General features: G+C 58.1%; 20 protein-coding genes. 8 read left to right on the plus strand and 12 right to left on the minus strand.

Annotation, left to right across the window (positions count from 1 at the left end; genetic code table 11):
- Nucleotides 1–122: 122 nt before the first annotated feature.
- Nucleotides 123–782 carry a DedA family general envelope maintenance protein YghB gene (gene yghB, locus EKN83_RS17365; protein WP_025758479.1) on the plus strand — a complete coding sequence of 220 codons (660 nt, stop codon included), beginning with the start codon at nucleotides 123–125 and terminating at the stop codon, nucleotides 780–782.
- Nucleotides 783–827: 45 nt separating this feature from the next.
- Here yghB and EKN83_RS17370 read toward each other — a convergent pair whose 3' ends face one another.
- A complete protein-coding gene (locus EKN83_RS17370; protein WP_021242116.1) occupies nucleotides 828–1,727 on the minus strand; it encodes an AraC family transcriptional regulator in 900 nt (299 codons plus the stop codon).
- 195 nt (nucleotides 1,728–1,922) lie between these two features.
- Here EKN83_RS17370 and yqhD point away from each other — a divergent pair, with 195 nt between their 5' ends.
- Together yqhD and dkgA are read left to right on the plus strand one after the other, a co-directional pair.
- Nucleotides 1,923–3,086, plus strand: coding sequence for an alcohol dehydrogenase (yqhD, locus tag EKN83_RS17375; RefSeq protein ID WP_126801364.1), 1,164 nt, complete (start codon nucleotides 1,923–1,925; stop codon nucleotides 3,084–3,086).
- Between the two features lie 105 nt (nucleotides 3,087–3,191).
- Complete coding sequence (gene dkgA, locus EKN83_RS17380) at nucleotides 3,192–4,019, plus strand: 2,5-didehydrogluconate reductase DkgA (protein ID WP_025758482.1); 828 nt, start codon at nucleotides 3,192–3,194, stop codon at nucleotides 4,017–4,019.
- A 41-nt stretch (nucleotides 4,020–4,060) separates the two neighbouring features.
- On the opposite strand, the gene EKN83_RS17385 is transcribed toward dkgA, so the two are convergent.
- From EKN83_RS17385 to EKN83_RS17410, 6 genes are all read right to left on the minus strand, one after another.
- Nucleotides 4,061–4,462 carry a carboxypeptidase-like regulatory domain-containing protein gene (locus tag EKN83_RS17385; RefSeq protein WP_045285897.1) on the minus strand — a complete coding sequence of 134 codons (402 nt, stop codon included), beginning with the start codon at nucleotides 4,460–4,462 and terminating at the stop codon, nucleotides 4,061–4,063.
- Between the two features lie 109 nt (nucleotides 4,463–4,571).
- Entirely contained in the window at nucleotides 4,572–6,746 is a 2,175-nt protein-coding gene (locus EKN83_RS17390; protein WP_045285898.1) for a YgiQ family radical SAM protein, read from the minus strand.
- Between the two features lie 151 nt (nucleotides 6,747–6,897).
- Nucleotides 6,898–8,310 carry a cell division protein FtsP gene (gene ftsP, locus EKN83_RS17395; protein ID WP_126801365.1) on the minus strand — a complete coding sequence of 471 codons (1,413 nt, stop codon included), beginning with the start codon at nucleotides 8,308–8,310 and terminating at the stop codon, nucleotides 6,898–6,900.
- A gap of 58 nt (nucleotides 8,311–8,368) precedes the next feature.
- Nucleotides 8,369–9,106, minus strand: a complete 738-nt coding sequence (gene plsC / locus EKN83_RS17400; protein WP_025758488.1) for a 1-acylglycerol-3-phosphate O-acyltransferase — start codon at nucleotides 9,104–9,106, stop codon at nucleotides 8,369–8,371.
- 164 nt (nucleotides 9,107–9,270) lie between these two features.
- Nucleotides 9,271–11,529: a DNA topoisomerase IV subunit A gene (gene parC, locus EKN83_RS17405; protein WP_045285901.1), complete on the minus strand. Its 2,259-nt coding sequence runs from the start codon at nucleotides 11,527–11,529 to the stop codon at nucleotides 9,271–9,273.
- Nucleotides 11,530–11,647: 118 nt separating this feature from the next.
- Nucleotides 11,648–12,049 (minus strand): YgiW/YdeI family stress tolerance OB fold protein, encoded by a 402-nt coding sequence (locus EKN83_RS17410; RefSeq protein ID WP_025758490.1) that lies wholly within the window; start codon nucleotides 12,047–12,049, stop codon nucleotides 11,648–11,650.
- Between the two features lie 138 nt (nucleotides 12,050–12,187).
- Here EKN83_RS17410 and qseB point away from each other — a divergent pair, with 138 nt between their 5' ends.
- The 4 genes from qseB to EKN83_RS17430 all read left to right on the plus strand — a co-directional run bounded on the left by qseB (nucleotide 12,188) and on the right by EKN83_RS17430 (nucleotide 15,226).
- Entirely contained in the window at nucleotides 12,188–12,847 is a 660-nt protein-coding gene (qseB, locus tag EKN83_RS17415; protein ID WP_045285903.1) for a quorum sensing response regulator transcription factor QseB, read from the plus strand.
- A complete protein-coding gene (qseC, locus tag EKN83_RS17420) occupies nucleotides 12,844–14,193 on the plus strand; it encodes a quorum sensing histidine kinase QseC (protein ID WP_126801366.1) in 1,350 nt (449 codons plus the stop codon). The genes qseB and qseC overlap by 4 nt, the downstream gene beginning before the upstream one ends.
- 105 nt (nucleotides 14,194–14,298) lie before the next feature.
- The gene (locus EKN83_RS17425; RefSeq protein WP_008502985.1) at nucleotides 14,299–14,880 is read left to right on the plus strand and encodes an NAD(P)H-dependent oxidoreductase; all 582 of its coding nucleotides are present in this window, start codon (nucleotides 14,299–14,301) and stop codon (nucleotides 14,878–14,880) included.
- Nucleotides 14,881–14,911: 31 nt separating this feature from the next.
- Complete coding sequence (locus EKN83_RS17430) at nucleotides 14,912–15,226, plus strand: putative quinol monooxygenase (protein WP_025758496.1); 315 nt, start codon at nucleotides 14,912–14,914, stop codon at nucleotides 15,224–15,226.
- Nucleotides 15,227–15,322: 96 nt separating this feature from the next.
- On the opposite strand, the gene EKN83_RS17435 is transcribed toward EKN83_RS17430, so the two are convergent.
- Genes EKN83_RS17435 through EKN83_RS17455 form a run of 5 tightly spaced genes read right to left on the minus strand, consistent with a single transcriptional unit; the run spans nucleotide 15,323 to nucleotide 19,993 of the window.
- A complete protein-coding gene (locus tag EKN83_RS17435; RefSeq protein WP_047959473.1) occupies nucleotides 15,323–16,210 on the minus strand; it encodes a MurR/RpiR family transcriptional regulator in 888 nt (295 codons plus the stop codon).
- Nucleotides 16,207–17,157, minus strand: coding sequence for an iron-siderophore ABC transporter substrate-binding protein (locus EKN83_RS17440; protein ID WP_126801367.1), 951 nt, complete (start codon nucleotides 17,155–17,157; stop codon nucleotides 16,207–16,209). Before EKN83_RS17440 ends, EKN83_RS17435 begins: the two co-directional genes overlap by 4 nt.
- Nucleotides 17,158–17,166: 9 nt before the next feature.
- Entirely contained in the window at nucleotides 17,167–18,207 is a 1,041-nt protein-coding gene (locus EKN83_RS17445; protein WP_126801368.1) for a FecCD family ABC transporter permease, read from the minus strand.
- On the minus strand, nucleotides 18,204–19,187 hold the full coding sequence (locus EKN83_RS17450; RefSeq protein WP_126801369.1) for a FecCD family ABC transporter permease: 984 nt from the start codon (nucleotides 19,185–19,187) through the stop codon (nucleotides 18,204–18,206). Before EKN83_RS17450 ends, EKN83_RS17445 begins: the two co-directional genes overlap by 4 nt.
- Nucleotides 19,184–19,993, minus strand: coding sequence for an ABC transporter ATP-binding protein (locus EKN83_RS17455; protein WP_126801370.1), 810 nt, complete (start codon nucleotides 19,991–19,993; stop codon nucleotides 19,184–19,186). The genes EKN83_RS17450 and EKN83_RS17455 overlap by 4 nt, the downstream gene beginning before the upstream one ends.
- 385 nt (nucleotides 19,994–20,378) lie before the next feature.
- Here EKN83_RS17455 and EKN83_RS17460 point away from each other — a divergent pair, with 385 nt between their 5' ends.
- Complete coding sequence (locus EKN83_RS17460; RefSeq protein ID WP_126801371.1) at nucleotides 20,379–22,520, plus strand: TonB-dependent siderophore receptor; 2,142 nt, start codon at nucleotides 20,379–20,381, stop codon at nucleotides 22,518–22,520.
- The last annotated feature ends 69 nt before the right edge of the window (nucleotides 22,521–22,589 follow it).

Raw genomic sequence — 22,589 nt, forward strand, 5'->3', positions numbered from 1 at the left:
CCCTGGACGCTTTTGTGGACACTGCAACCAGAAAAGTCTGCATGAGATGCGCCCGCGATCAAACCCGACGGGCGAATAAGGGAGTACAATAGCGTTATATCTGCTGTTCCACAGGAAAGTCCATGGCTGTTATTCAAGATATTATCGCGGCGCTCTGGCAACACGACTTTGCCGCGCTGGCGGATCCTCACGTCGTCGGTATCGTCTATTTCGTGATGTTCGCAACGCTGTTCCTGGAAAATGGACTACTGCCAGCCTCATTTTTACCCGGTGACAGCCTGCTTTTACTTGCCGGGGCGTTAATCGGCAAAGGCGTTATGGACTTCACGCCAACCATGGTCATTCTCACCTCCGCCGCGAGCCTGGGCTGCTGGCTGAGCTATCTGCAGGGCCGCTGGCTGGGGAATACACGCGTCGTTAAAAGCTGGCTGGCGCAGTTACCGCATAAATATCATCAGCGTGCCACCTGCATGTTCGATCGGCACGGTCTGCTGGCGTTGCTGGCCGGGCGTTTCCTGGCGTTTGTTCGCACCCTTCTGCCTACCATGGCGGGCATTTCCGGTCTGTCGAACCGCCGCTTCCAGTTCTTTAACTGGCTGAGCGCTCTGCTGTGGGTCGGCGTGGTCACTACGCTCGGTTACGCGCTGAATATGATCCCGTTTGTGAAACACCATGAAGACCAGGTGATGACCTTCCTGATGGTACTGCCGATGTTCCTGCTGGTGGCGGGACTGGTAGGGACTATTGCGGTAGTGATTAAGAAGAAGTACTGCAGCGCCTGATCTCCTCACCCTGACCCTCTCCCCATAGGGGAGAGGGAAAAAAGCCTAAGCTCCCTGCATGGTTCTTATACGTGACGCATCTTCTCCCGGCGTGACGCCGAAGTAGCGTTTAAATTCCCGACTGAACTGTGACGCGCTTTCATAGCCTACCCGCATTGCCGCCGCACTGGCCTTCATGCCATCGTGGATCATCAGCATCCGCGCCTTATGCAGCCGGTAGGTTTTGAGGTACTGCAGCGGCGAGGTGCTGGTCACCGATTTAAAGTTGTGGTGAAACGCCGAGACGCTCATGTTCGCCTCCGCGGCGAGCTGGTCAACGCTCAGGTTTTCGGTGTACTGGCTCTCAATACGCTTGAGCACGCGGCTTATCAGACTGAAGTGGGTCTGTCGGCTCACCAGGGCGAGCAATGCCCCACCGCCGGGTCCCAGCAGTACGTGGTAAAGAATTTCGCGGATGATCTGTTTGCCGAGAATGCGCGCATCCAGCGGCCTCTCCATCACGTCCAGCAGACGCTCAATGGCGCAGAGGATCTCTTCCGATAACGTCGCAGAGTTAATGCCGCTCGACGCCATTGACGGCTGGAAGAGTTCGTCTTCGCCAATCTCCATCAGCAACTCCTGCAGCTGAAGGATATCGACATTGACGCGGATCCCCGCCAGCGGAACCGCCTCTGTCGCGAAGGTTTCACATTCAAAGGGTAAAGGTACCGTCAGCAGCAGATATTCATTGGTGTCGTAACGGAAGACGCGCTCGTTGATATAGCCAATTTTATGGCCAGAAAAGAGAAAAACGATGCCCGGCTGGTACATCACCGGCGTACGCGTCCCGGGCTGGGTGCCATAAAGCAGGCGAATATCCGGCAGCAGTTCGCTGGCGCGGTTTTCATTATCTATCAATCTCTTAATCTGCGCAGTGAGCTGCTGACAGATAGCCTCACGGTTCATTTTTCGTTACTCCGGGTACGGTTTCCGACGTTGACAGTGTGCGTCGTTTTCCGCGCTTTCTCCAGCGCTCTGTAGAAATGGGCAAGACATCGGCAGGAATGTGCATTGAGAGGATAGCCGCAGGCGACCACAATGTGCAGCATCAGGTTGCCCTCTGCGCCACCACGATTATTCACCCACTAAAGGGAACGAGCCATGAACAACTTTAATCTTCACACCCCAACCCGCATTCTGTTTGGTAAAGACGCTATCGCCGATCTGCGCGCGCAGATCCCGGCAGACGCCCGCGTCCTCGTCACCTACGGTGGCGGCAGCGTGAAAAAAACCGGCGTGCTGGATCAGGTTTACAGCGCGCTGGACGGTCTGGACGTGCGTGAGTTTGGCGGTATTGAGCCAAACCCCTCTTACGAAACGCTGATGAACGCGGTGAAAATCGCCCGCGACGAGAAGGTCACCTTCCTGCTGGCGGTCGGCGGCGGCTCCGTACTGGACGGCACCAAATTTATCGCTGCGGCAGCCCACTACGCAGACGGCGTTGATCCGTGGCACATCCTGGAGACCCGCGGCAGCGACATTAAAAGCGCAATCCCGATGGGCTCGGTGCTGACTCTGCCGGCTACCGGCTCTGAATCCAACAAGGGCGCGGTGATCTCCCGCAAAACCACTGGCGATAAACAGGCCTTTATGAACGAACACGTTCAGCCGGTGTTCGCTATCCTGGATCCGGTTTACACCTACACCCTGCCTGCGCGTCAGGTGGCGAATGGCGTGGTCGATGCCTTTGTGCATACCGTTGAGCAGTACGTCACCTACCCTGTGAACGCCAAAATTCAGGATCGTTTCGCGGAAGGCATTCTGCTGACGCTGATTGAAGAAGGTCCGAAAGCGCTGAAAGAGCCGGAAAACTACGACGTGCGTGCCAATGTGATGTGGGCTGCAACGCAGGCGCTGAATGGCCTGATCGGGGCTGGCGTGCCGCAGGACTGGGCGACCCACATGCTGGGCCACGAGCTGACGGCGATGCACGGCCTGGATCACGCCCAAACGCTGGCCGTTGTTCTGCCTGCGCTGTGGAACGAAAAGCGGGATACCAAACGTGCCAAACTGCTGCAGTACGCCGAGCGCGTGTGGAACTTCACCGAGGGCTCTGACGATGCGCGTATTGATGCGGCAATCGACGCGACCCGCAACTTCTTTGAAGGGCTGGGCGTGCCAACGCGTCTGTCTGGCTACGGTCTGGATGGCAGCTCTATCCCTGCCCTGCTGGCGAAACTGGAAGAACACGGTATGACCCATCTGGGCGAACACGGCGACATTACGCTGGACGTGAGCCGTCGTATCTACGAGGCGGCACGCTAAGCGTTTTTGTCCCTCCGACTTTCGTTTTTTGACATTTCGTCCAGACTTAATGCACACCCCATCGCCGGGGTCCCTCTCCGGCGATGCGCACCTGAAGGAGGAAAAATGGCAAACCAAACCGTAATCAAGCTGCAGGACGGCAACGTGATGCCCCAGTTGGGGCTAGGTGTATGGAAAGCCGGTAACGACGAGGTCGTCTCCGCCATTCATAAGGCCCTGGAAGTCGGCTATCGGTCGATTGATACCGCCGCCGCATATAAAAATGAGGACGGCGTGGGTAAGGCTCTGGCCAGCGCCGGTGTCCCTCGCGATGAGTTATTTATCACCACAAAACTCTGGAACGACGATCAAAAGCGCCCGCGCGAAGCGCTGCAGGAGAGCCTGGAGAAACTCCAGCTTGATTTCGTCGACCTGTATCTGATGCACTGGCCGGTTCCGGCTATCGACCATTACGTTGACGCCTGGAAAGGGATGATTGAACTGCAGAAAGCGGGGCTGGTGAAAAGCATCGGCGTCTGTAACTTCCAGGTACATCACCTGCAGCGACTGATAGACGAAACGGGCGTCGCGCCGGTGATTAACCAGATCGAGCTGCACCCGCTGATGCAGCAGCGCCAGCTTCACGCCTGGAACGCCACGCACAAAATCCAGACCGAATCCTGGAGCCCGCTGGCTCAGGGCGGCGAGGGGGTGTTCGACCAGAAAATTATCCGCGATCTGGCGGATAAATACGGCAAAACCCCGGCGCAGGTTGTCATTCGCTGGCACCTGGACAACGGCCTGGTGGTGATCCCGAAATCGGTCACGCCATCGCGCATCGCCGAGAACTTCGACGTCTGGGATTTCCGCCTGGACAAAGATGAGCTGGGTGAGATTGCGAAGCTGGATAAGGGGAAACGTTTAGGGCCGGATCCGGATCAGTTTGGCGGGTAATACCTAAAACGAGCCCGATCTTACACCGGGCTCGTTTTAATCTATAAACCGGACTGACATCTCGCTTCTCCGGGGAGGTCAGGCAAGGTGCAAATAACGTTAAACGCTTTCCCTTCAAGTTCATGTGGTCCGCCGAGACCGCCGCCTGCTTCTGCTTCATATTCCTTTCCGTTGACACTTATCTGGAGCGGAGTGCGATAAATCCAGTCCATCGGACCTATTGGCAGAAAGAAGATCCACTCATGCTGGCTCTGAAAAGCAAAACGACCGTTGTCGTCAGAAAGCGTTTGCTCCCTCTCTAATGTTATTTTAGCGCCCGGGACTGGCTTACCTGCGCTGTCGATAAGACGTCCTTCCACTTCTGGCTGTGTCTGGCGGTGCATTACACAACCGCTTAACGTCAGGCCAATCAGCATCGCTCCCGTTAACTTCATTATTTTCATGTTGGGCCTCCTGCCCTTATGCAGAAAAAAGCCGGGTGGCGTCTGCGCCTTACCGGGCCTACGCGCTGAACTGTAGGCCCGGTAAGCGCAGCGCCACCGGGCAATATGTCTAGCCGCTCTTACGTTTTACGTTTTTCTTCGTTCCCGCCCCACCGTTCGAACGCTGATGCACAATCGGCGTGTGCTTGGTCAGCGCCGGGCGCGTATTGCGGTTCTGGCGACGCGCTTCGCGCATCTCCTCAAGCGTAGGCGCCGGCACCAGGCAGTCGCGGCGCGAGCCGATCAGGTGCTTTTTGCCCATCTCTTCCAGCGCCTGGCGGATCAGCGGCCAGTTTTTCGGATCGTGATAACGCAGCAGCGCTTTGTGCAGACGACGCTGTTTATCCCCTTTCGGCACCACCACCTCTTCGCTCTTATAGCCAATCTTACTCAGCGGGTTTTTGCCGGTGTAATACATGGTCGTCGAGTTGGCGAGCGGTGAAGGATAGAAGTTCTGCACCTGATCCAGACGGAAGCGACGCTGCTTAAGCCACAGCGCCAGGTTCACCATGTCCTCATCACGCGTGCCAGGGTGCGCCGAGATGAAATACGGGATCAGATACTGCTCTTTGCCCGCCTGCTTCGAGTAGGTGTCGAACAGCTCTTTAAAGCGGTCGTAGCTGCCCATGCCCGGCTTCATCATCTTCGACAGCGGGCCTTCTTCGGTGTGCTCCGGCGCAATCTTCAGATAGCCACCCACGTGGTGCGTCGCCAGCTCTTTGATGTAGCGCGGATCTTCCACAGCGATATCGTAACGTACCCCGGAAGCGATCAGGATCTTCTTGATGCCTTTCAGATCACGCGCGCGGCGGTAGAGGTTGATCGTCGGCTCGTGGTTGGTGTCCATGTGCTGACAGATATCCGGATAGACGCACGACAGGCGGCGACAGGTCTGCTCCGCGCGCGGCGACTTACAGCGCAGCATATACATGTTGGCGGTTGGGCCGCCAAGGTCGGAAATCACGCCGGTAAAGCCCGGTACGGTGTCGCGAATGGCTTCGATCTCATTGATGATCGAATCTTCAGAACGGCTCTGAATAATACGTCCTTCGTGCTCGGTAATGGAGCAGAAGGAGCACCCGCCGAAGCAGCCGCGCATGATGTTGATCGAGAAGCGGATCATCTCATACGCCGGGATACGGGCGTTGCCGTACGCCGGATGCGGCACGCGCTTGTACGGCAGCGCGAAGACGCTGTCCATCTCTTCCGTGGAGAGCGGGATCGCCGGCGGGTTGATCCAGATAAAGCGCTCGCCGTGCTTCTGCATCAGGGCGCGGGCACAGCCCGGGTTGGTTTCATGGTGCAGAATACGGGACGCGTGCGCGTAGAGCACCTTGTCGGCTTTCACCTTCTCGTAGGACGGCAGCAGCACATAGGTTTTTTCCCACGGTTTCGGGCGCGGCGGCTGCACGACGATCGCCTTTGCCTCCGCCTTCTTTGGCTCTACCGGCTTGTTATCGGCACACGGCAGATCTTCACCATAGGGGTGGGGGATCGGGTCGATTTTGCCCGGCATATCGATGATGCGGGAATCCACCCCGCTCCAGCCCGGCAGCGCCTCTTTCACCATGATCGCGGTATTGCGCACGTCGCGGATGCTGCTCACCGGCTCGCCCTGCGACAGACGGTGCGCCACTTCCACCAGCGGACGCTCACCGTTACCGTAAATCAGCATGTCGGCTTTGGAATCCACCAGCACCGAGCGGCGCACGGTATCTGACCAGTAGTCGTAGTGCGCGGTGCGGCGCAGGCTCGCCTCGATGCCGCCCAGGATCACCGGCACGTCTTTCCAGGCTTCTTTGCAGCGCTGGGTATAGACCAGCGTGGCACGGTCTGGACGTTTACCCGCTACGTTATCCGGGGTGTAGGCATCGTCATGACGCAGCTTACGGTCGGCGGTATAGCGGTTAATCATCGAGTCCATGTTGCCTGCAGTCACGCCGAAGAACAGGTTGGGTTTACCCAGACGCATAAAGTCGTCTTTGCTGTTCCAGTCAGGCTGGGAGATGATCCCCACGCGGAAGCCCTGCGCTTCAAGCATACGGCCGCAGATGGCCATGCCGAAGCTCGGGTGGTCAACGTAGGCATCGCCCGTGACCAGAATGATATCGCAGCTGTCCCAGCCCAGTTGGTCCATCTCTTCCCGGGACATCGGCAGGAACGGCGCCGGTCCAAAGCAGGCCGCCCAGTACTGGGGCCAGGAGAAGAGGTCACGATCCGGCTGGATCAGGGAAATTGCGCTCATAATGCTTCCGAAGAAAAAATAGACAAAAGGGCGGGGATTATACGCTGGATCATTGCGGGAAATGAAGGGGTATTTATTGCCCGGTGGCGCTACGCTTACCGGGCCTGGGGGCCTGTAGGTCGGGTAAGGCGAAGCCGCCACCCGACTCGTTTTACGGCGCCGGGTTAACCAGCATTTGCCCCACGGAGCCCCTGTCCATCATCTCCAGCGTCTGGCTGTGGAACAGGAACGGGAAGTGCGGCCACGAAGGCTGACCATAGTAGACGAGCAGTTCAACCTGACCATCCACCCAGACGGTATCTTTCCAGCCGCGGTCTTCCGGGAACGGCATCGCACCGTTCACGTTGCGGATCAGGAATGACACGCCTTCAATATGGAACGACTGCGGCATGTCCGAGCGAACAATCCAGCGCTCCCAGGTGCCCTGCTGCGCGGTAATGTCGATACGGTTGACGTCCCACAGCGCGCCGTTGATGCCCGGATCGTCGCCCAGGCTGATATCCCGGCTGCGCACCGGCGAACCGCTCATGATCTCCTGCGGCAGCAGGCGCATGGGCAGGCTGTCGGTCACCAGCGGCAGCAGACCGGTTGGGCGCAGGGTCAGCACCAGGGTGGACACCAGAATACTCGATGGCTCAAAGAACCCGCGAATACGATCCACAATGCTCGCCGCTTCGCCGCAGGTGACAGAAACTTCATCCCCGTTGGTCATATCAATGAGGATTTCGCGGCGCTCACCCGGCGAGAGGGCCAGCTGTTTAACGGACACCGGTGCCGGTAAAAAGCCCTGATCGCCGGAGATGACGTGCAGCGGACGGCCATCGCTCATCTGGAGCTGATAGCGGCGCGAGTTAGAGGCGTTGAGCAGACGCAGGCGTACCCAGCCGCGCGAGACTTCTACGTAAGGGCTTTGTGCGCCGTTAACCAGCAGCGTATCGCCCACAAAGCCACCGCTGCCCGGCTCGCTGTATTCCGGCGTACCGAAGTTATCCAGACGTTTGTCCTGGATAATAATCGGGAAGTCGTCCACACCGTAGTGGTTCGGGATCGGCAGAGATTTACTGACCTCATCTTCCACCAGCCACATACCGGCCAGGCCGTTATAGACCTGCTGCGCCGTACGGTTAGGGGTGTTGGCGTGATACCACAGGGTGGCCGCGCTCTGACGGATCGGCAGCACCGGCGCCCAGTCGGCGTTAGGCGACATCATGCGCGCCGCGCCGCCAATCAACGGACCCGGAACCTGTAAACCGCTGATGGTCATGGCGACATTTTCAGACGTACGGTTGCTGTAGATGAGCTTAACGTCATCGCCATTCCATACGCGGATGGTCGGCCCAAGGTAACGTCCGTTAATGCCCCAGACCGGCGCGCGGGTTCCCTGGGTAAAGGACCAGTGGCTGCGCTGCAGCGTCAGGAAAAGCGGCTGACCGCGACGGGATTCAATCAACGGCGGAATGGGCAGCGGCTGCTGCTGCCCGGCGGCGCTGGCTGTCAGCGGCATCGCACCCGCACAAAGGGCGATCCCCGAAGCCTGAATAAACTGACGCCGACTGAGTGACATATAAGCTCCATCTGAAACGACTAACAACGCGGGAATTCGTTTTCCCTTCAACGCCGGGTTAAATCTTACCGGCGGCTTCTCTCTCTGCGACTTCTTTGTCGAGCAGCGCAATATGCTGAGCCATCAGCTCGCGGCAGTGTGCTGCCAGCTCGCGCACCTGATCTTTACCGTATTTGCTGGTATCAACGGGTGGCAACATCTCGACAATCACCAGCCCGTTATTCAGGCGGTTAAGATTAATCTTATTAGAAGTATTGGAAACGCACACAGGAATAATTGGAACACCTGCCGCAATTGCGGCATGAAACGCTCCGGTTTTAAACGGCAGCAGGCCACGGCCGCGGCTGCGCGTTCCTTCCGGGAACATCCAGATTGAGATTTTGCGCTTTTTAAAATGGTTCACCACTTCCGCAATGGTGCTGTGCGCTTTTGCACGGTTATTACGATCGATCAGCAGGTTGCCGGTAAGCCAGTACAGCTGACCGAAAAACGGGATCCACAGCAGGCTTTTTTTCCCCACCGTCACGGTCGGCGGAAGGACAATATTGGAGGCCGTCACCATATCGTAGTTGTTCTGATGGTTAGCGATATAGATGGCGTTACCGAAATTCTCCGCCCCTTCAGGCAGACGTTTTTCAACCTTCAGACCGAACAGTGGCGCCAGACGACCGAACATATGACCAAAAGTGGCAACATGCTTCGGATTACGCGGGCTGAACAGGCAATAAACAGAGCCGAAAACACAGACCAGAATGCAGTAGATAACGGTAAGAATGAGACGAACAATGTATAGCATAGCGACCTCTGAAGCCCTGACAGCTGACAATTATACTTCACCTGTGGCCAGGTAAGGACTTTATTACGAGCGCGTATTGTTAATCGCAACGCACGAATTAACAACGATTTTACGGGAAATTTTATTGAAATTCCCCCTCCGGACAGAGGGGGGATATCACGACATTACTCTTCGCTGTCACCCGCGGAGCTGCGTGCAGGAGAGTCAATCTCCACGCGGTCGATACGCTGCAGGCCACGCATCAGCGAGCCGCGGCGACCGCGCTCACCCACCACTTTCTGCAGCTCTTCCGGACGAAGTTTGATTTTACGCTTGCCGACATGGATGGTCAGCGTGCTCTGCGGCGGCAGAAGGAAGAGGTGCGCCAGGCCATCTTCGCCTTTCGCGGCTTCCGCCGACGGGATGTTGATGATCTTGTTGCCCTTGCCTTTTGACAGCTCCGGCAGATCGCTGACCGGGAACATCAGCATACGTCCGGCGGTGGTGATCGCCAGCAGCATATCGCTTTCGTTCTCGATCACCAGCGGCGGCATCACGTGAGCGTTGTCCGGCAGGCTAATCAGCGCCTTACCGGCACGGTTACGCGAGACCAGATCGTTAAAGGTACAGATAAAGCCGTAACCCGCATCAGAGGCCAGCAGCAGTTTCTGGTCATCGGCTTCCATCAGCATATGGTCAACCGTCGCCCCCGGCGGCAGCGTTAGCTTACCGGTCAGCGGTTCGCCCTGCCCGCGCGCGGATGGCAGCGTAATCGGGTCGATGGCGTAGCTACGACCGGTGGAGTCGATAAACGCCACCGGCTGGTTGCTCTTACCTTTCACCGCCGCTTTGAAGCTGTCGCCCGCCTTGTAGCTGAGCCCCGGCGCGTCGATATCGTGCCCCTTGGCGCTGCGCACCCACCCGCTCTGCGACAGGACAATGGTCACCGGCTCGGACGGCTGCATGTCGTGCTCGTTCATCGCCTTCGCTTCTTCGCGCTCGTGCAGCGGAGAACGGCGGTCGTCACCAAACGCGTCGGCATCGGCCTGCAGCTCTTTTTTCAGCAGGGTATTCATCTTGCGTTCGGACGCGAGGATCGCCTGCAGCTGATCGCGCTCTTTTTCCAGCTCGTTCTGCTCACCGCGGATCTTCATCTCTTCCAGTCTGGCGAGATGGCGCAGCTTCAGTTCGAGGATCGCTTCGGCCTGGGTTTCGCTGATGCCAAAACGCGACATCAGGGCAGGTTTCGGTTCGTCCTCGGTACGGATGATCTCAATCACCTCGTCGATATTGAGGAACGCCACCAGCAAACCTTCGAGGATATGCAGGCGCTTAAGCACTTTCTCCAGACGATGGTTCAGACGACGGCGAACCGTATCGCGGCGGAACGTCAGCCATTCGGTGAGGATCTCCAGCAGGTTTTTCACCGCCGGGCGTCCGTCGAGGCCAATCATGTTCAGGTTGATGCGGTAGCTTTTTTCCAGATCGGTGGTGGCAAACAGGTGGTTCATCACCTGCTCCATGTCCACACGGTTAGAGCGCGGCACAATCACCAGACGGGTCGGGTTTTCGTGGTCGGACTCGTCGCGCAGATCATCCACCATCGGCAGCTTTTTGTTGCGCATCTGGGCGGCGATCTGCTCCAGCACTTTAGCGCCGGAGACCTGATGCGGCAGCGCGGTGATCACCACGGCGCCGTCCTCTTTGGTCCACACCGCGCGCATGCGCACGGAGCCGCGACCGTTCTGGTAAATTTTACGGATTTCCGCGCGTGAGGTGATGATCTCGGCTTCGGTCGGGAAGTCCGGCCCCTGCACGATATCCAGCAGCTCATCCAGCGAGGTTTTCGGTTGCTCAATCAGGGTGATGGCGGCATTCGCCACTTCACGCAGGTTGTGCGGCGGAATGTCCGTCGCCATACCAACGGCGATACCGGTGGTCCCGTTCAGCAGGATGTTCGGCAGACGCGCAGGCAGCATCTTCGGCTCCTGCAGCGTGCCGTCGAAGTTTGGCACCCAGTCAACGGTGCCCTGCCCCAGCTCGCCCAGCAGCACTTCGGCATATTTTGACAGACGGGATTCGGTATAACGCATCGCCGCGAAGGATTTCGGATCGTCCGGCGCCCCCCAGTTCCCCTGACCATCCACCAGCGGATAGCGGTACGAGAACGGCTGGGCCATCAGCACCATCGCTTCATAACAGGCGCTGTCACCGTGCGGATGGTATTTACCCAGTACGTCACCGACGGTACGGGCGGATTTCTTGAACTTGGCGGTAGCATTCAGCCCCAGTTCGGACATCGCATACACGATGCGGCGCTGTACGGGCTTCAGGCCATCCCCGATAAACGGTAACGCCCTGTCCATGATGACGTACATGGAGTAGTTCAGGTAGGCGTTTTCCGTGAATTCATGTAGCGCGAGGCGCTCTGCCATATCGCTCATTACGTGTGATTCCTCAACTCAGAAACCGATGGGTTTCAGGCAATATTGCCGCAGATACTACCCTATCTGACGAGTTGAGTCACAAAGAAAAAGGGCCGCTCAGGCGGCCCTTTCCGGGTTATTTGTTCAGCTTAATGATCTGCTTCACGTCGATTTCAAAATCGTTCCACTCTTTATCGACCTTGCCCTGGATTTCAACTTTATCCTGCGGGGTGACGGTCACGCCGTTCCAGCGCTTGTGGTCAATCTCCACGTTTACCGTGCCGGTCTCATCGCGGAAGGTATAGCGGTCGTCGGACAGACGCTGGGTAATGTTCCCGCGCAGCTTCACCCAGCTGTCATCTTTCATCTCTTTAACCTTCACCGCGGTGGTGAGGTTCGCGTCATTATCAACAAACCCGCCTGTCTGCGCGTGAGTCTGAGTTTGCGTGGCTGACGGGCCGTTAAATCCGCCCTGGGCAGCAAAAACAGGGGCAGTGGTCATCATCATGATGGCAGCAATCGCAGCGAATTTTTTCATATTAACTCTCCCTTTAATCTGGTTTCGCAAACCATTTAACAGGGTAATCCTTAACAACTTCTTAAGGGGAAAATTTATTTATTTTTACTGTACAGCAGGCAGATTCAGAGGGTTTACTGACGGCATCAAGGAGGGAATATGCGCATTTTACTGGTAGAAGACGACAAGCTCATTGGCGACGGCATCAAAACGGGCTTAAGCAAAATGGGCTTTAGCGTGGACTGGTTTACCGATGGAAAAACCGGCCAGGCCGCACTCTACTCTGCACCTTACGATGCCGTGGTGCTGGACCTGACGCTGCCGGAAATCGACGGTCTTCAGATCCTGCGCGCATGGCGAGAAAGCGGCCGCAGCGAACCGGTATTGATCCTGACCGCGCGGGATGCGCTTAACCAGCGCGTCGAAGGGTTGCGCCTGGGCGCGGATGATTATCTCTGTAAGCCGTTCGCGCTGATCGAAGTGGGGGCCCGCCTCGAAGCGCTGGTCCGCCGCAGCCACGGCCAGACGCGCAGCGAGCTGCGCCACGGTAAGGTCACTCTCGACCCGACAAGCCTCGTCGCCACGCTGGAGGGGGAAACGCTGACGCTCAAGCCCAAAGAGTTCGCCCTGCTGGAGCTGCTGATGCGCAATGCCGGCCGCGTGCTGCCGCGCAAAGCGATCGAAGAGAAGCTCTACACCTGGGACGACGACGTCTCCAGCAATGCGGTGGAAGTCCATGTCCACCATCTGCGCCGCAAGCTTGGCAGCGAGTTTATCCGCACCGTGCACGGCATCGGCTATACCCTGGGTGACGCATGAAACTGACGCAACGCCTGAGCCTGAAGCTGCGCCTGACGCTCCTCTTTTTAGCGCTCTCCCTGACAGCATGGTTTGCCGCCAGTCTGGTGGCCTGGCAGCAGACGACCCACAAGCTGGATAAGCTGTTTGATACCCAGCAGATGCTGTTCGCCAAACGGCTGCTGACGATGGATCTGGACGAGATCCGTGCCCCTGAGCGCATGCGCGAGATCCCGAAAAAAGTGAAACATGGTCGTCTGGATGACGACGCGCTGGCTTTCGCCATTTATGCCGTCGACGGCAAAATGATCCTCAACGACGGCGAAAACGGGCGCGATATCCCGTATCACTATCGTCGCGACGGGTTTGATAACGGAAGGCTTAAAGACGATAACGATGAATGGCGTTTCTTATGGCTGACGTCACCCGACGGGAAATACCGCGTGGTGATCGGCCAGGAGTGGGAGTACCGCCAGGAGATGGCGCTGGACGTGGTCAGTTCACAGCTCACGCCCTGGCTGGTGGCGCTGCCGGTGATGCTGCTGTTGCTGATTGTCCTCCTGAGCCGGGAACTGAAGCCGCTGAAAAAGCTGGCGCAGACCCTGCGCGCCCGCTCGCCGGATGCCACCGATACTCTGCCGACGCAGGGTGTCCCTGCGGAAGTGCGCCCCCTGCTTGACGCGCTGAATCATCTCTTCGCACGTACCCAGGAGATGATGATCCGCGAGCGTCGTTTTACCTCCGATGCCGCTCACGAGCTGCGCAGCCCACTGGCGGCCCTGAAGGTGCAAACCGACGTGGCGCAACTCTCTCTGGATGACCCACAGGCGCAGGAAAAAGCACTTTCGCAGCTTCATGCGGGGATCGACCGCGCCTCCCGGCTGGTGGATCAGCTTCTTACGCTCTCGCGTCTGGATTCGCTGGACAATCTGGAAGATGTCGAACCCATCACGATGGCCGATTTACTGCAGTCAGCGGTGCTGGATATCTGGCATCCGGCTCAGCAGGCGGGCACGGATATTCGCCTGAATATTCATGCCCAGGAGGTGACACGCACGGGTCAGCCACTGCTGATGAGCCTGCTGGTGCGTAACCTGCTGGATAACGCGATTCGCTACAGCCCGCGCGGCAGCGTGGTGGACGTGACGCTGGATACCCGGAGCTTCACCGTGCGCGACAACGGCCCGGGGATTTCCCCCGAGGCGCTGGCGCGTATCGGCGAGCGGTTTTATCGCCCGCCCGGCCAGGATGCGACGGGCAGCGGGCTGGGGTTATCCATTGTGAAACGTATTGCTGCGCTACATGGACTGCGTGTCTCGCTGAACAATGCGCCGGAAAGGGGCCTGGAAGTCAGGGTCAGCTGGTAAGGGATTATTGCGTTTAATGCAAAAGACTATGCACATTTTGCTCATTTTACCGTCCCGCCCTCGCGCGTAGAATACTCGCCATACTCTCATCGACGAGGACAAATAATGAGCAACATTCTGATTATCAACGGCGCGAAAGAGTTCGCGCACTCGAAAGGCCAGCTGAATGACACCCTGACCGAGGTCGCGGACGGTTTCCTGCGCGACGCCGGGCATGATGTTAAGGTCGTGCGCGCGGACAGCGATTACGATGTGAAAGCCGAAGTGCAGAACTTCCTGTGGGCTGACGTGGTGATCTGGCAGATGCCTGGCTGGTGGATGGGCGCACCGTGGACCGTGAAAAAATACATGGACGATGTGTTCACTGAAGGTCACGGCTCGCTGTATGCCAGCGACGGCCGCACCCGCTCAGATGCGTCTAAAAAATACGGTTCCGGCGGCCTGATTCAGGGCAAAAAATATATGCTGTCGCTCACCTGGAACGCCCCGCTGGAAGCTTTCACCGAGAAAGATCAGTTCTTCGAAGGGGTGGGCGTTGACGGCGCGTACCTGCCGTTCCACAAGGCTAACCAGTTCCTGGGCATGGATCCGCTGCCGACCTTTATCGTCAACGACGTGATTAAAATGCCTGATGTCCCGCGCTATATCGCAGAATATCGCAAGCATCTCGCGGAAATTTTTGCTTAACTGGTAACCTGGAATTAAAGGAGTAGTCACAATGCTTACCGTTATTGCAGAAATCCGTACTCGTCCAGGTCAACATCACCGCCAGGCGGTGCTGGATCAGTTCGCGAAAATTATCCCGACCGTACTGAAAGAAGAAGGCTGCCACGGCTACGCGCCGATGGTGGATGCCGCCACTCACGCCAGCTTCCAGGCGACCGCACCGGACTCGATCATCATGGTTGAGCAGTGGGAAACCGTCGCGCACCTTGAAGCGCATCTGCAGACCGCGCACATGAAAGCGTGGAGTGATGCCGTGAAAGGTGACGTGCTGGAAACCCACATCCGCATTCTGGAGCAAGGGGTTTAAATTTGTGGAATTTGCCGGGTGGCACTGCGTTTACCCGGCCTACAAAACCTGAACCGTAGGCCCGGTAAGCGCCAGCGCCACCGGGCTTTGTTGTTTTTAGCTGCTTTTCTTCCCCGGTTTTAACCCACGGTGTAGCTCGTTAATGCGCTTCATGGACCTGATGGTGCGCTGCGGCTCGGTGGCGGCGACGGATAAAATGAGCATCTCCAGACACAGCAGCACCGTGCCATGGAGCGGAATTTTACCCTTTTCACCGCCGCGCGGGACGTGGATCACTACGCTTGCCTCTTTACTGAAACGTGAATCCAGCGCGTTGGTCAGCAAAATGGTGGGGATGCCCAGACGTTTCGCTTCACGCAGCGTAGTTTGCCCTTCCCGGTGCGCGGATTTCTGCGCCATCATCACCAGCACGTCGCCGCGCTGAAGCGCTATCAGCTGTTCAGCAAGGCCTATCCCGGTACGATTAAGCGGCGTGGCGGGCAGTCCCATCCGGCTGAACAACCTGGCGGTGTACTCGGCCAGAATGCCGGAGGCGCCAATCCCAAACAGGGCGACCTGCCTCGCCTGTGCCAGCAGTGAGACCGCCTGGGCCATCGCGTAGCGGTTGTGCGGTTGCGACAATACCTCGCAGGTGTGCTGGTGCCCTTCCAGCACAAAATCGATACTCGCATTCACGTCGCTGGTGAGCGTATTGACCGTAGACGAGATTTTTTCGCTCGAGGTCACCACCGGACCAAACCACTGCTCCAGGGTCTGCTTGAGATCGCGCAGCCCGGCAAAGCCCAGCGCCTGGATCGCGCGGACCACCGTGGCGTCTGACGTTTTAAGCTGCGTGGCGATCTCCATTGCCGTCTGCTCCATCACCGCTTCGCGATTGTCATGAATATAGCGGGCGACCTGCAGCAGACGCGGCGTCAGCTGATGCGCCCGCGCGCGAAAACGTTCGCCATAAACATCCACGCGACCTTTCTCTTTGCGGATCACCGTGATGCCTCCGGCAGCGGACGCCCGGCAATCTGCGACTGCACCTGCGCGGCCATCAGCCCTAACGAGGCGAACGAATTCGAGATGGCCTCCTCGCGTGAGATCAGCACGTAGTGTCCGGTCCGGCAGGCGTTCAGGAACTGGCACCAGCCCGGCATCACGGCATCCATTGCCGCCAGCTCATCCTGCGGTTTTCCGCCGGTGTCCCCACGCCAGGTAGCAAAGACAAAATCGGCATCCAGCTCCGGCAGGCGCTCGGCGCTGACGTCAATGCGCCCTCCGTCCGGGATGCTCTCAATCAACGGCGGGAATGTGAATCCTGCGTCGCGCAGCACGCGTCCAAGCGAGTGGTAGCTGTGCATGGCGTTAATTTTCCCCTGGTTGGCCTGAATGACCGACACGGTGATATGGCGGGTGTCGAGGGTTGCCTTCAGCGCTTTGATTTGTTCCTGATAACGGCGCTCCAGGATTTTCAGCCGCGCCTGCGTACCGGTAAGCTGCGCCAGCTTGCGGTAGATTTCCGGCGCACCGCCGTCGAGGTGATCGATACTCACCGTCGGGGCAATTTTCGCAAGCTGTTCCATCGGCGTATTACGGGTCGGCTCGGTAATGATCAGGTCAGGTTTGGCGGCGGCAATGGCTTCAATGTCGATATCGGCCGTGCCGATAAATTTGATGTTGGAGTTATCGAAATCGACGCCCGTCAACATGCCGCTGGAGCGCAGAAAGTGGCTACCGTCCGGGCGCGTGCGGCCATGGCTTGCGACCGGTGGCACGCCAAGCTCAATCAGCGGAATGGTGATATCCAGATCATGCAGCGAGACGATCCGCTTTGGGTGAAGCGGCACAACAACCTTACGTCCCAAATCGTCGGTAAATGTTTGAGTCGGCTCCGCCGCACTCACTGCAAACCCCACCAGCAACAGCATCGAAAAAAGTACGCGCATTATCGTCCTCTAAAATCTGTCCCGGCGCTGCCAGAGCAGCAGCAGGAAAAACGGTCCGCCAATTAATGAAATGACAATGCCCGCTGGCAGTTGCAGCGGGAGGAATGCCAGCCGTCCAATGTTATCCGCCAGCAGCACCAGCAGCGCTCCCAGCACGGCACTGCCCGTCAGGAGCGCGGTTTGACCACCGCGCAGCAGCAGGCGCGCCATGTGCGGGGCAATCAGCCCCACGAAGCCAATACTGCCCACGCAGGAGACGCAGGCCGCCGTCAGCACCACCGGGGCAAGAACCCGCAGCAGCGCCAGCCGGGTGGTACGAACCCCAAGGCCCGTTGCCGTCTGGTTGCCGAGCAACGCCACGTCCGCGGCACGGGCGGTAAACAGCAGCAGCGCAAACGCGGGGACAGTCCAGAGCGCGGCCAGCCCCACCAGCGTCCAGTTTGCCGCATGCAGGCTTCCCGCCAGCCACAGCATCGCCGTCTGCACGTCGCGCACGTCAGCAGTGGTGATAAAAACCCCCATTGCCGCGGCAAAGGCCCACGACACGCCAATACCGATCAGAATAAATCGCGGGCGCGAGATATCCCGCACCAGGGCTATCACCAGCAGCGCGGTGAGCAGCCCCCCGGCCATCCCGACCAGCGGACGCCACGCCAGGCTCAGCGCCGGGAACTGAAAAATCAGCAGCAGTACCGCTGCGCTACAGCCCTCTTTCACGCCGATCAGTCCCGGATCGGCCAGGCCATTGCGGGTGATGGACTGCATGGCCGCCCCTGCCATGCCGAGCATTGCGCCGCACAGGATCGCCATCAGCAGACGCGGCAGACGGATGTCCATCACGATGTAGCGCGTCTCTGTCGTCAGACTTTCAGGCATAAACAGCGCGCGTCCGATGGCGGAGCTGGGAATAGGCAAGGAACCGTGCATCAGGCCAAAACCTGTCAGCAGGCAGGCGGCCAGCGTCAGGATGGCAAGACACGCCAGCGCCTTTGGACGAACCAGCGCCGAGAAGGTGCCAACGCGCAACGCACGCAGTCCGGCGCGGTTCATTTAAACATCCTCGACGCCATGAAGATAAAGACGGGGGCGCCAACCAGGGCAGTCATGATGCCGGTTGCCAGCTCCCAGGGCGTAAACAGCGTCCGGGCCGCAATATCCGCCAGCAGCAGAACCAGCGCGCCGCACAGCGCAGACAGCGGCACCATCACCCGCAGATCGACCGACACCATACGGCGAATGAGCTGCGGCACCACAAGGCCAATAAAACCAATCGGCCCGGCGATGGAGACGGCCGCGCCGCAGAGCAGCGCGATAGCCAGCAGAGCGAGCAAACGGGTTTTCAGCAGCGATACGCCAAGCCCCTGCGCCATGTTGTCGCCAAGCGCCAGCATATTGAGCGAAGGCGACAGCGCAAGAGCGAGAACAAAACCAGCGGTGGCGGCCCACAGGGCGCTCTGCAGCGTCTGTGCGTTGACCCCGGCGACATCACCCGCCAGCCAGGTGCGCAGGGAGAGCAGCGTTTGTTCGTCCAGAATCAGCACGGCGGCGGTCACTGACGAGGCAAAGGCCGACATCGCGACGCCGCACAGGGTGACTTTCATCGGCGTGAGTCCGGTCCGCCCGGAAGAGGAGAACACCAGTACCAGCAAAAACAGCGTGGCGGCACCGGCAGCGGCAACAAGCGGCTGCCCCACTGGCAGGGTCAGGCCCAGCGCGCTCGTCAGCACCACCGCCAGCGCCGCCCCGGCATTGAGCCCCAGAATATGCGGCTCAGCCAGCGGGTTGCGGATGACCGACTGTAATAATACCCCCGCCACGCCCAGCGCCGCGCCAACGGTCGTGGCCGCCATCAGGCGTAACAGGCGCAGCCTGATGATGATGTTATGGTCGAAATTGTGCGGGTCGAAAGCGAAAAAGGCCTGGGCCACTGTCCAGGGCGGAATAACACGCGCGCCAGTTCCCAGATGGGCAATCGCGCCCGCCGTCAGCAGTAAGACAAAAAGGATAAATGCCAGAGAGGTGCGGATCATTTTTCAGCGACCTGGCGAAACGGCATAAAGAACGGTTTGCCGGTTAACGGGTTGATGGACATATGCACGTCGACATCGAACACCGCTTTAATAAGCTCTGGCGTACAAACGTCCCCCTCATGCAATACCCCCTCCACCTTTCCCTGGCGTAAAAAGACCAGCGTATCGCCATAGTTCACGGCGAAGTTAAGGTCGTGCAACACCACCAGCACGGTACGCCCGTGCTCACGCGTCAGCGTATGCAGCAGTTCGAGGATCTCTACCTGGTAGCGAAGATCGAGAAAGGTGGTGGGTTCATCCAGCAGGATATACGGCGTTTGCTGCGCCAGCGCCATCGCGATCCAGCAGCGCTGTCGCTGACCGCCGGACAGGCTTTCTACCGGCATATGGGCAAACGCTGCCGTACCGGTCAGCCGCAGGGCCTCTTCCACCGCCATTTCGTCCTCTTCGCTCCACTGGCGCATAACGTTTTGCCAGGGATAACGCCCGCGCGAGACCAGTTCAAAAACGGTTAACCCTTCCGGCAACAGCGGGGACTGCGGCAGAATGCCAAGCTGACGGGCGACCGCTTTGGTCGGCTGCTCATGAATGGCTTTGCCGTCCAGCAGCGCAGTCCCCCCAAGTGGCCGCAGCAGCCGCGCGATAGTGCTCAACAGCGTGGATTTCCCGCAGCCGTTCGCTCCTACCAGCACCGTCATTTTCTGCTGAGGGATCGCAAGGGTGAGCCCATCAATGATGATTTTTTTCTGATACCCCGCAGAGAGGTTCTCCAGAACCAGTCCCGGTTTGTTTGTGTTGTGAGCCACGTGAATGCCAACGTAATGAAAAGCCAATAAATAAAAATAAAACTCATTCTCTTTTGAGAAGTTTGACGCTGCGCCCTGTAGTAGTCAAGCGAAGAAACACCCTGTAAAAACCAGGGGAAAACGGACAAGCAAGCGAGCTCGGATAGCTTTATATCAACTTTATTTTCAATAAATTAACTCTGTCGCCGTTACGCTTTAACGCCCTATTTCTCGCTGTAGTCGATTTATGCTTTTTTCCATTTACTACTACATCCGCTCATGATTGAATGATTCTCAATTACATGTCCGATGCCAGTTCTGGCTAACGGGCAGACCGTAAGGGGCAATGACTCACACATTCTTCCGCGAAACGTCTTTTGCGGAATATTTTGGGATAACAGATGTAATGGCTACGTTCACACCTTCACTCTCTGGGGTAAAAGGGCGCGCGCTCTTTTCACTGCTGTTTATGGCGCCGCTGGTGCAGGCAGCAGACACCACCACGGCTAAAGACGGCGAAACGCTGACCGTCACGGCCGATCCAACTACTACGGCGGAAGCCACGAATGGCTATCAGCCGCTGAATACCTCCACCGCCACGCTAACCAACATGCCGATGCTGGATATCCCGCAGGTGGTGAATACCGTCAGCGATAAGGTGCTTCAGGATCAGCACGCCACCACGCTGGATGAAGCGCTCTACAACGTCAGCAACGTGGTGCAGACAAACACGCTGGGCGGCACGCAGGATGCGTTTGTGCGCCGCGGGTTTGGCGCGAACCGTGACGGCTCGATCATGACCAACGGTCTGCGCACCGTGCTGCCGCGCAGCTTTAATGCCGCAACCGAGCGCGTGGAGGTGCTGAAAGGTCCGGCCTCAACGCTTTATGGCATTCTCGATCCCGGCGGGCTGATTAACGTGGTCACCAAACGCCCGGAACAGCGCTTCGGCGGGTCGCTTTCTGCCACTTCTTCCAGCTTTGGCGGCGGCACCGGACAGGTTGACGTCACCGGCCCGATAGAGGGCACCCGTCTGGCGTATCGCCTCACAGGGGAATATCAGGACGAGGATTACTGGCGTAATTTTGGTAACGAACGCAGTACTTTTATCGCTCCGTCGCTCACCTGGTTTGGTGATGATGCCACCGTGACCGTGCTCTATTCCCATCGCGACTATAAGACGCCGTTCGATCGCGGGACGATCTTCGATCTCAACACCAAACAGCCGGTAAACGTGGATCGTAAAACCCGCTTTGACGAGCCGTTTAATATCACTGACGGGCAGTCGGACCTCGCCCAGCTCAACGCGGAATATCGTCTCAACAGCCAGTGGACCGCAAAGTTCGACTACAGCTACAGTCAGGATAAATACAGCGATAATCAGGCCCGCGTGATGGCCTATGATTCAAAAACCGGCAACCTGACCCGCCGCGTGGATGCCACCCAGGGATCGACCCAGCGCATGCACAGCACCCGCGCGGATCTGCAGGGGAATGTGGATATTGCCGGTTTTTACAATGAGATCCTGACCGGCGTGTCGTATGAAAATTACGATCTGCTGCGCACAGACATGATGCGCTGTAAGAACGTGAAAGATTTCAACATCTACCACCCGACGTATGGCAACCTCGGCAAATGCACCACCGTGTCGGCGTCCGACAGCGATCAGACGCTCAAGCAGGAGAGCTACTCGGCCTACGCGCAGGATGCCCTGTACCTGACCGACAACTGGATCGCCGTCGCCGGGCTGCGCTATCAGTATTACACCCAGTACGCAGGCAAAGGTCGTCCGTTCAACGTCAATACCGACAGCCGCGACGAGCAGTGGACGCCAAAGCTGGGGCTGGTTTACAAGCTCACGCCATCCGTCTCGCTGTTTGCCAACTACTCACAAACATTTATGCCGCAGTCGTCGATTGCGAGCTACATCGGTGACCTGCCACCAGAAACGTCGAATGCCTATGAAGTGGGTGCAAAATTCGATCTGTTCGACGGGATTACCGCCAATATCGCGCTGTTTGATATTCACAAGCGCAACGTGCTGTACACCGAGAGCATTGGCGGGGAAACCATCGCCAAAACCGCGGGACGCGTGCGATCTCAGGGTGTGGAGGTGGATCTTGCCGGGTCGCTGACCGAGAACACCAATATCATCGCCAGCTATGGCTATACCGACGCGAAAGTGCTGGAAGATCCGGACTATGCCGGCAAACCGCTGCCGAACGTGCCGCGCCATACCGGCTCCCTGTTCCTGACCTACGATATTCATAATGCGTTTGCCGGGAATACCCTGACGCTGGGCGGCGGCGGGCATGGCGTGAGCCGTCGTTCAGCGACCAACGGGGCGGATTATTATCTGCCGGGCTATTTCGTGGCGGATGCGTTTGCGGCGTATAAGATGAAGCTGCAGTATCCGGTGACGCTGCAGGTGAACGTCAAAAATCTGTTTGATAAGACCTACTACACCTCATCTATCGCCACCAACAATCTGGGTAACCAGATTGGCGACCCGCGCGAAGTGCAGTTTACGGTGAAGATGGAGTTTTGATGTAAAAAAGCCCGGTGGCGCTAATGCTTACCGGGCCTACGATCCATTCCCTCTCCCTGTGGGAGAGGG

It is taken from the genome of Enterobacter sp. WCHEn090032 (genome assembly GCF_003986875.1).
Classification (GTDB): Bacteria; Pseudomonadota; Gammaproteobacteria; order Enterobacterales; family Enterobacteriaceae; genus Enterobacter; species Enterobacter sichuanensis.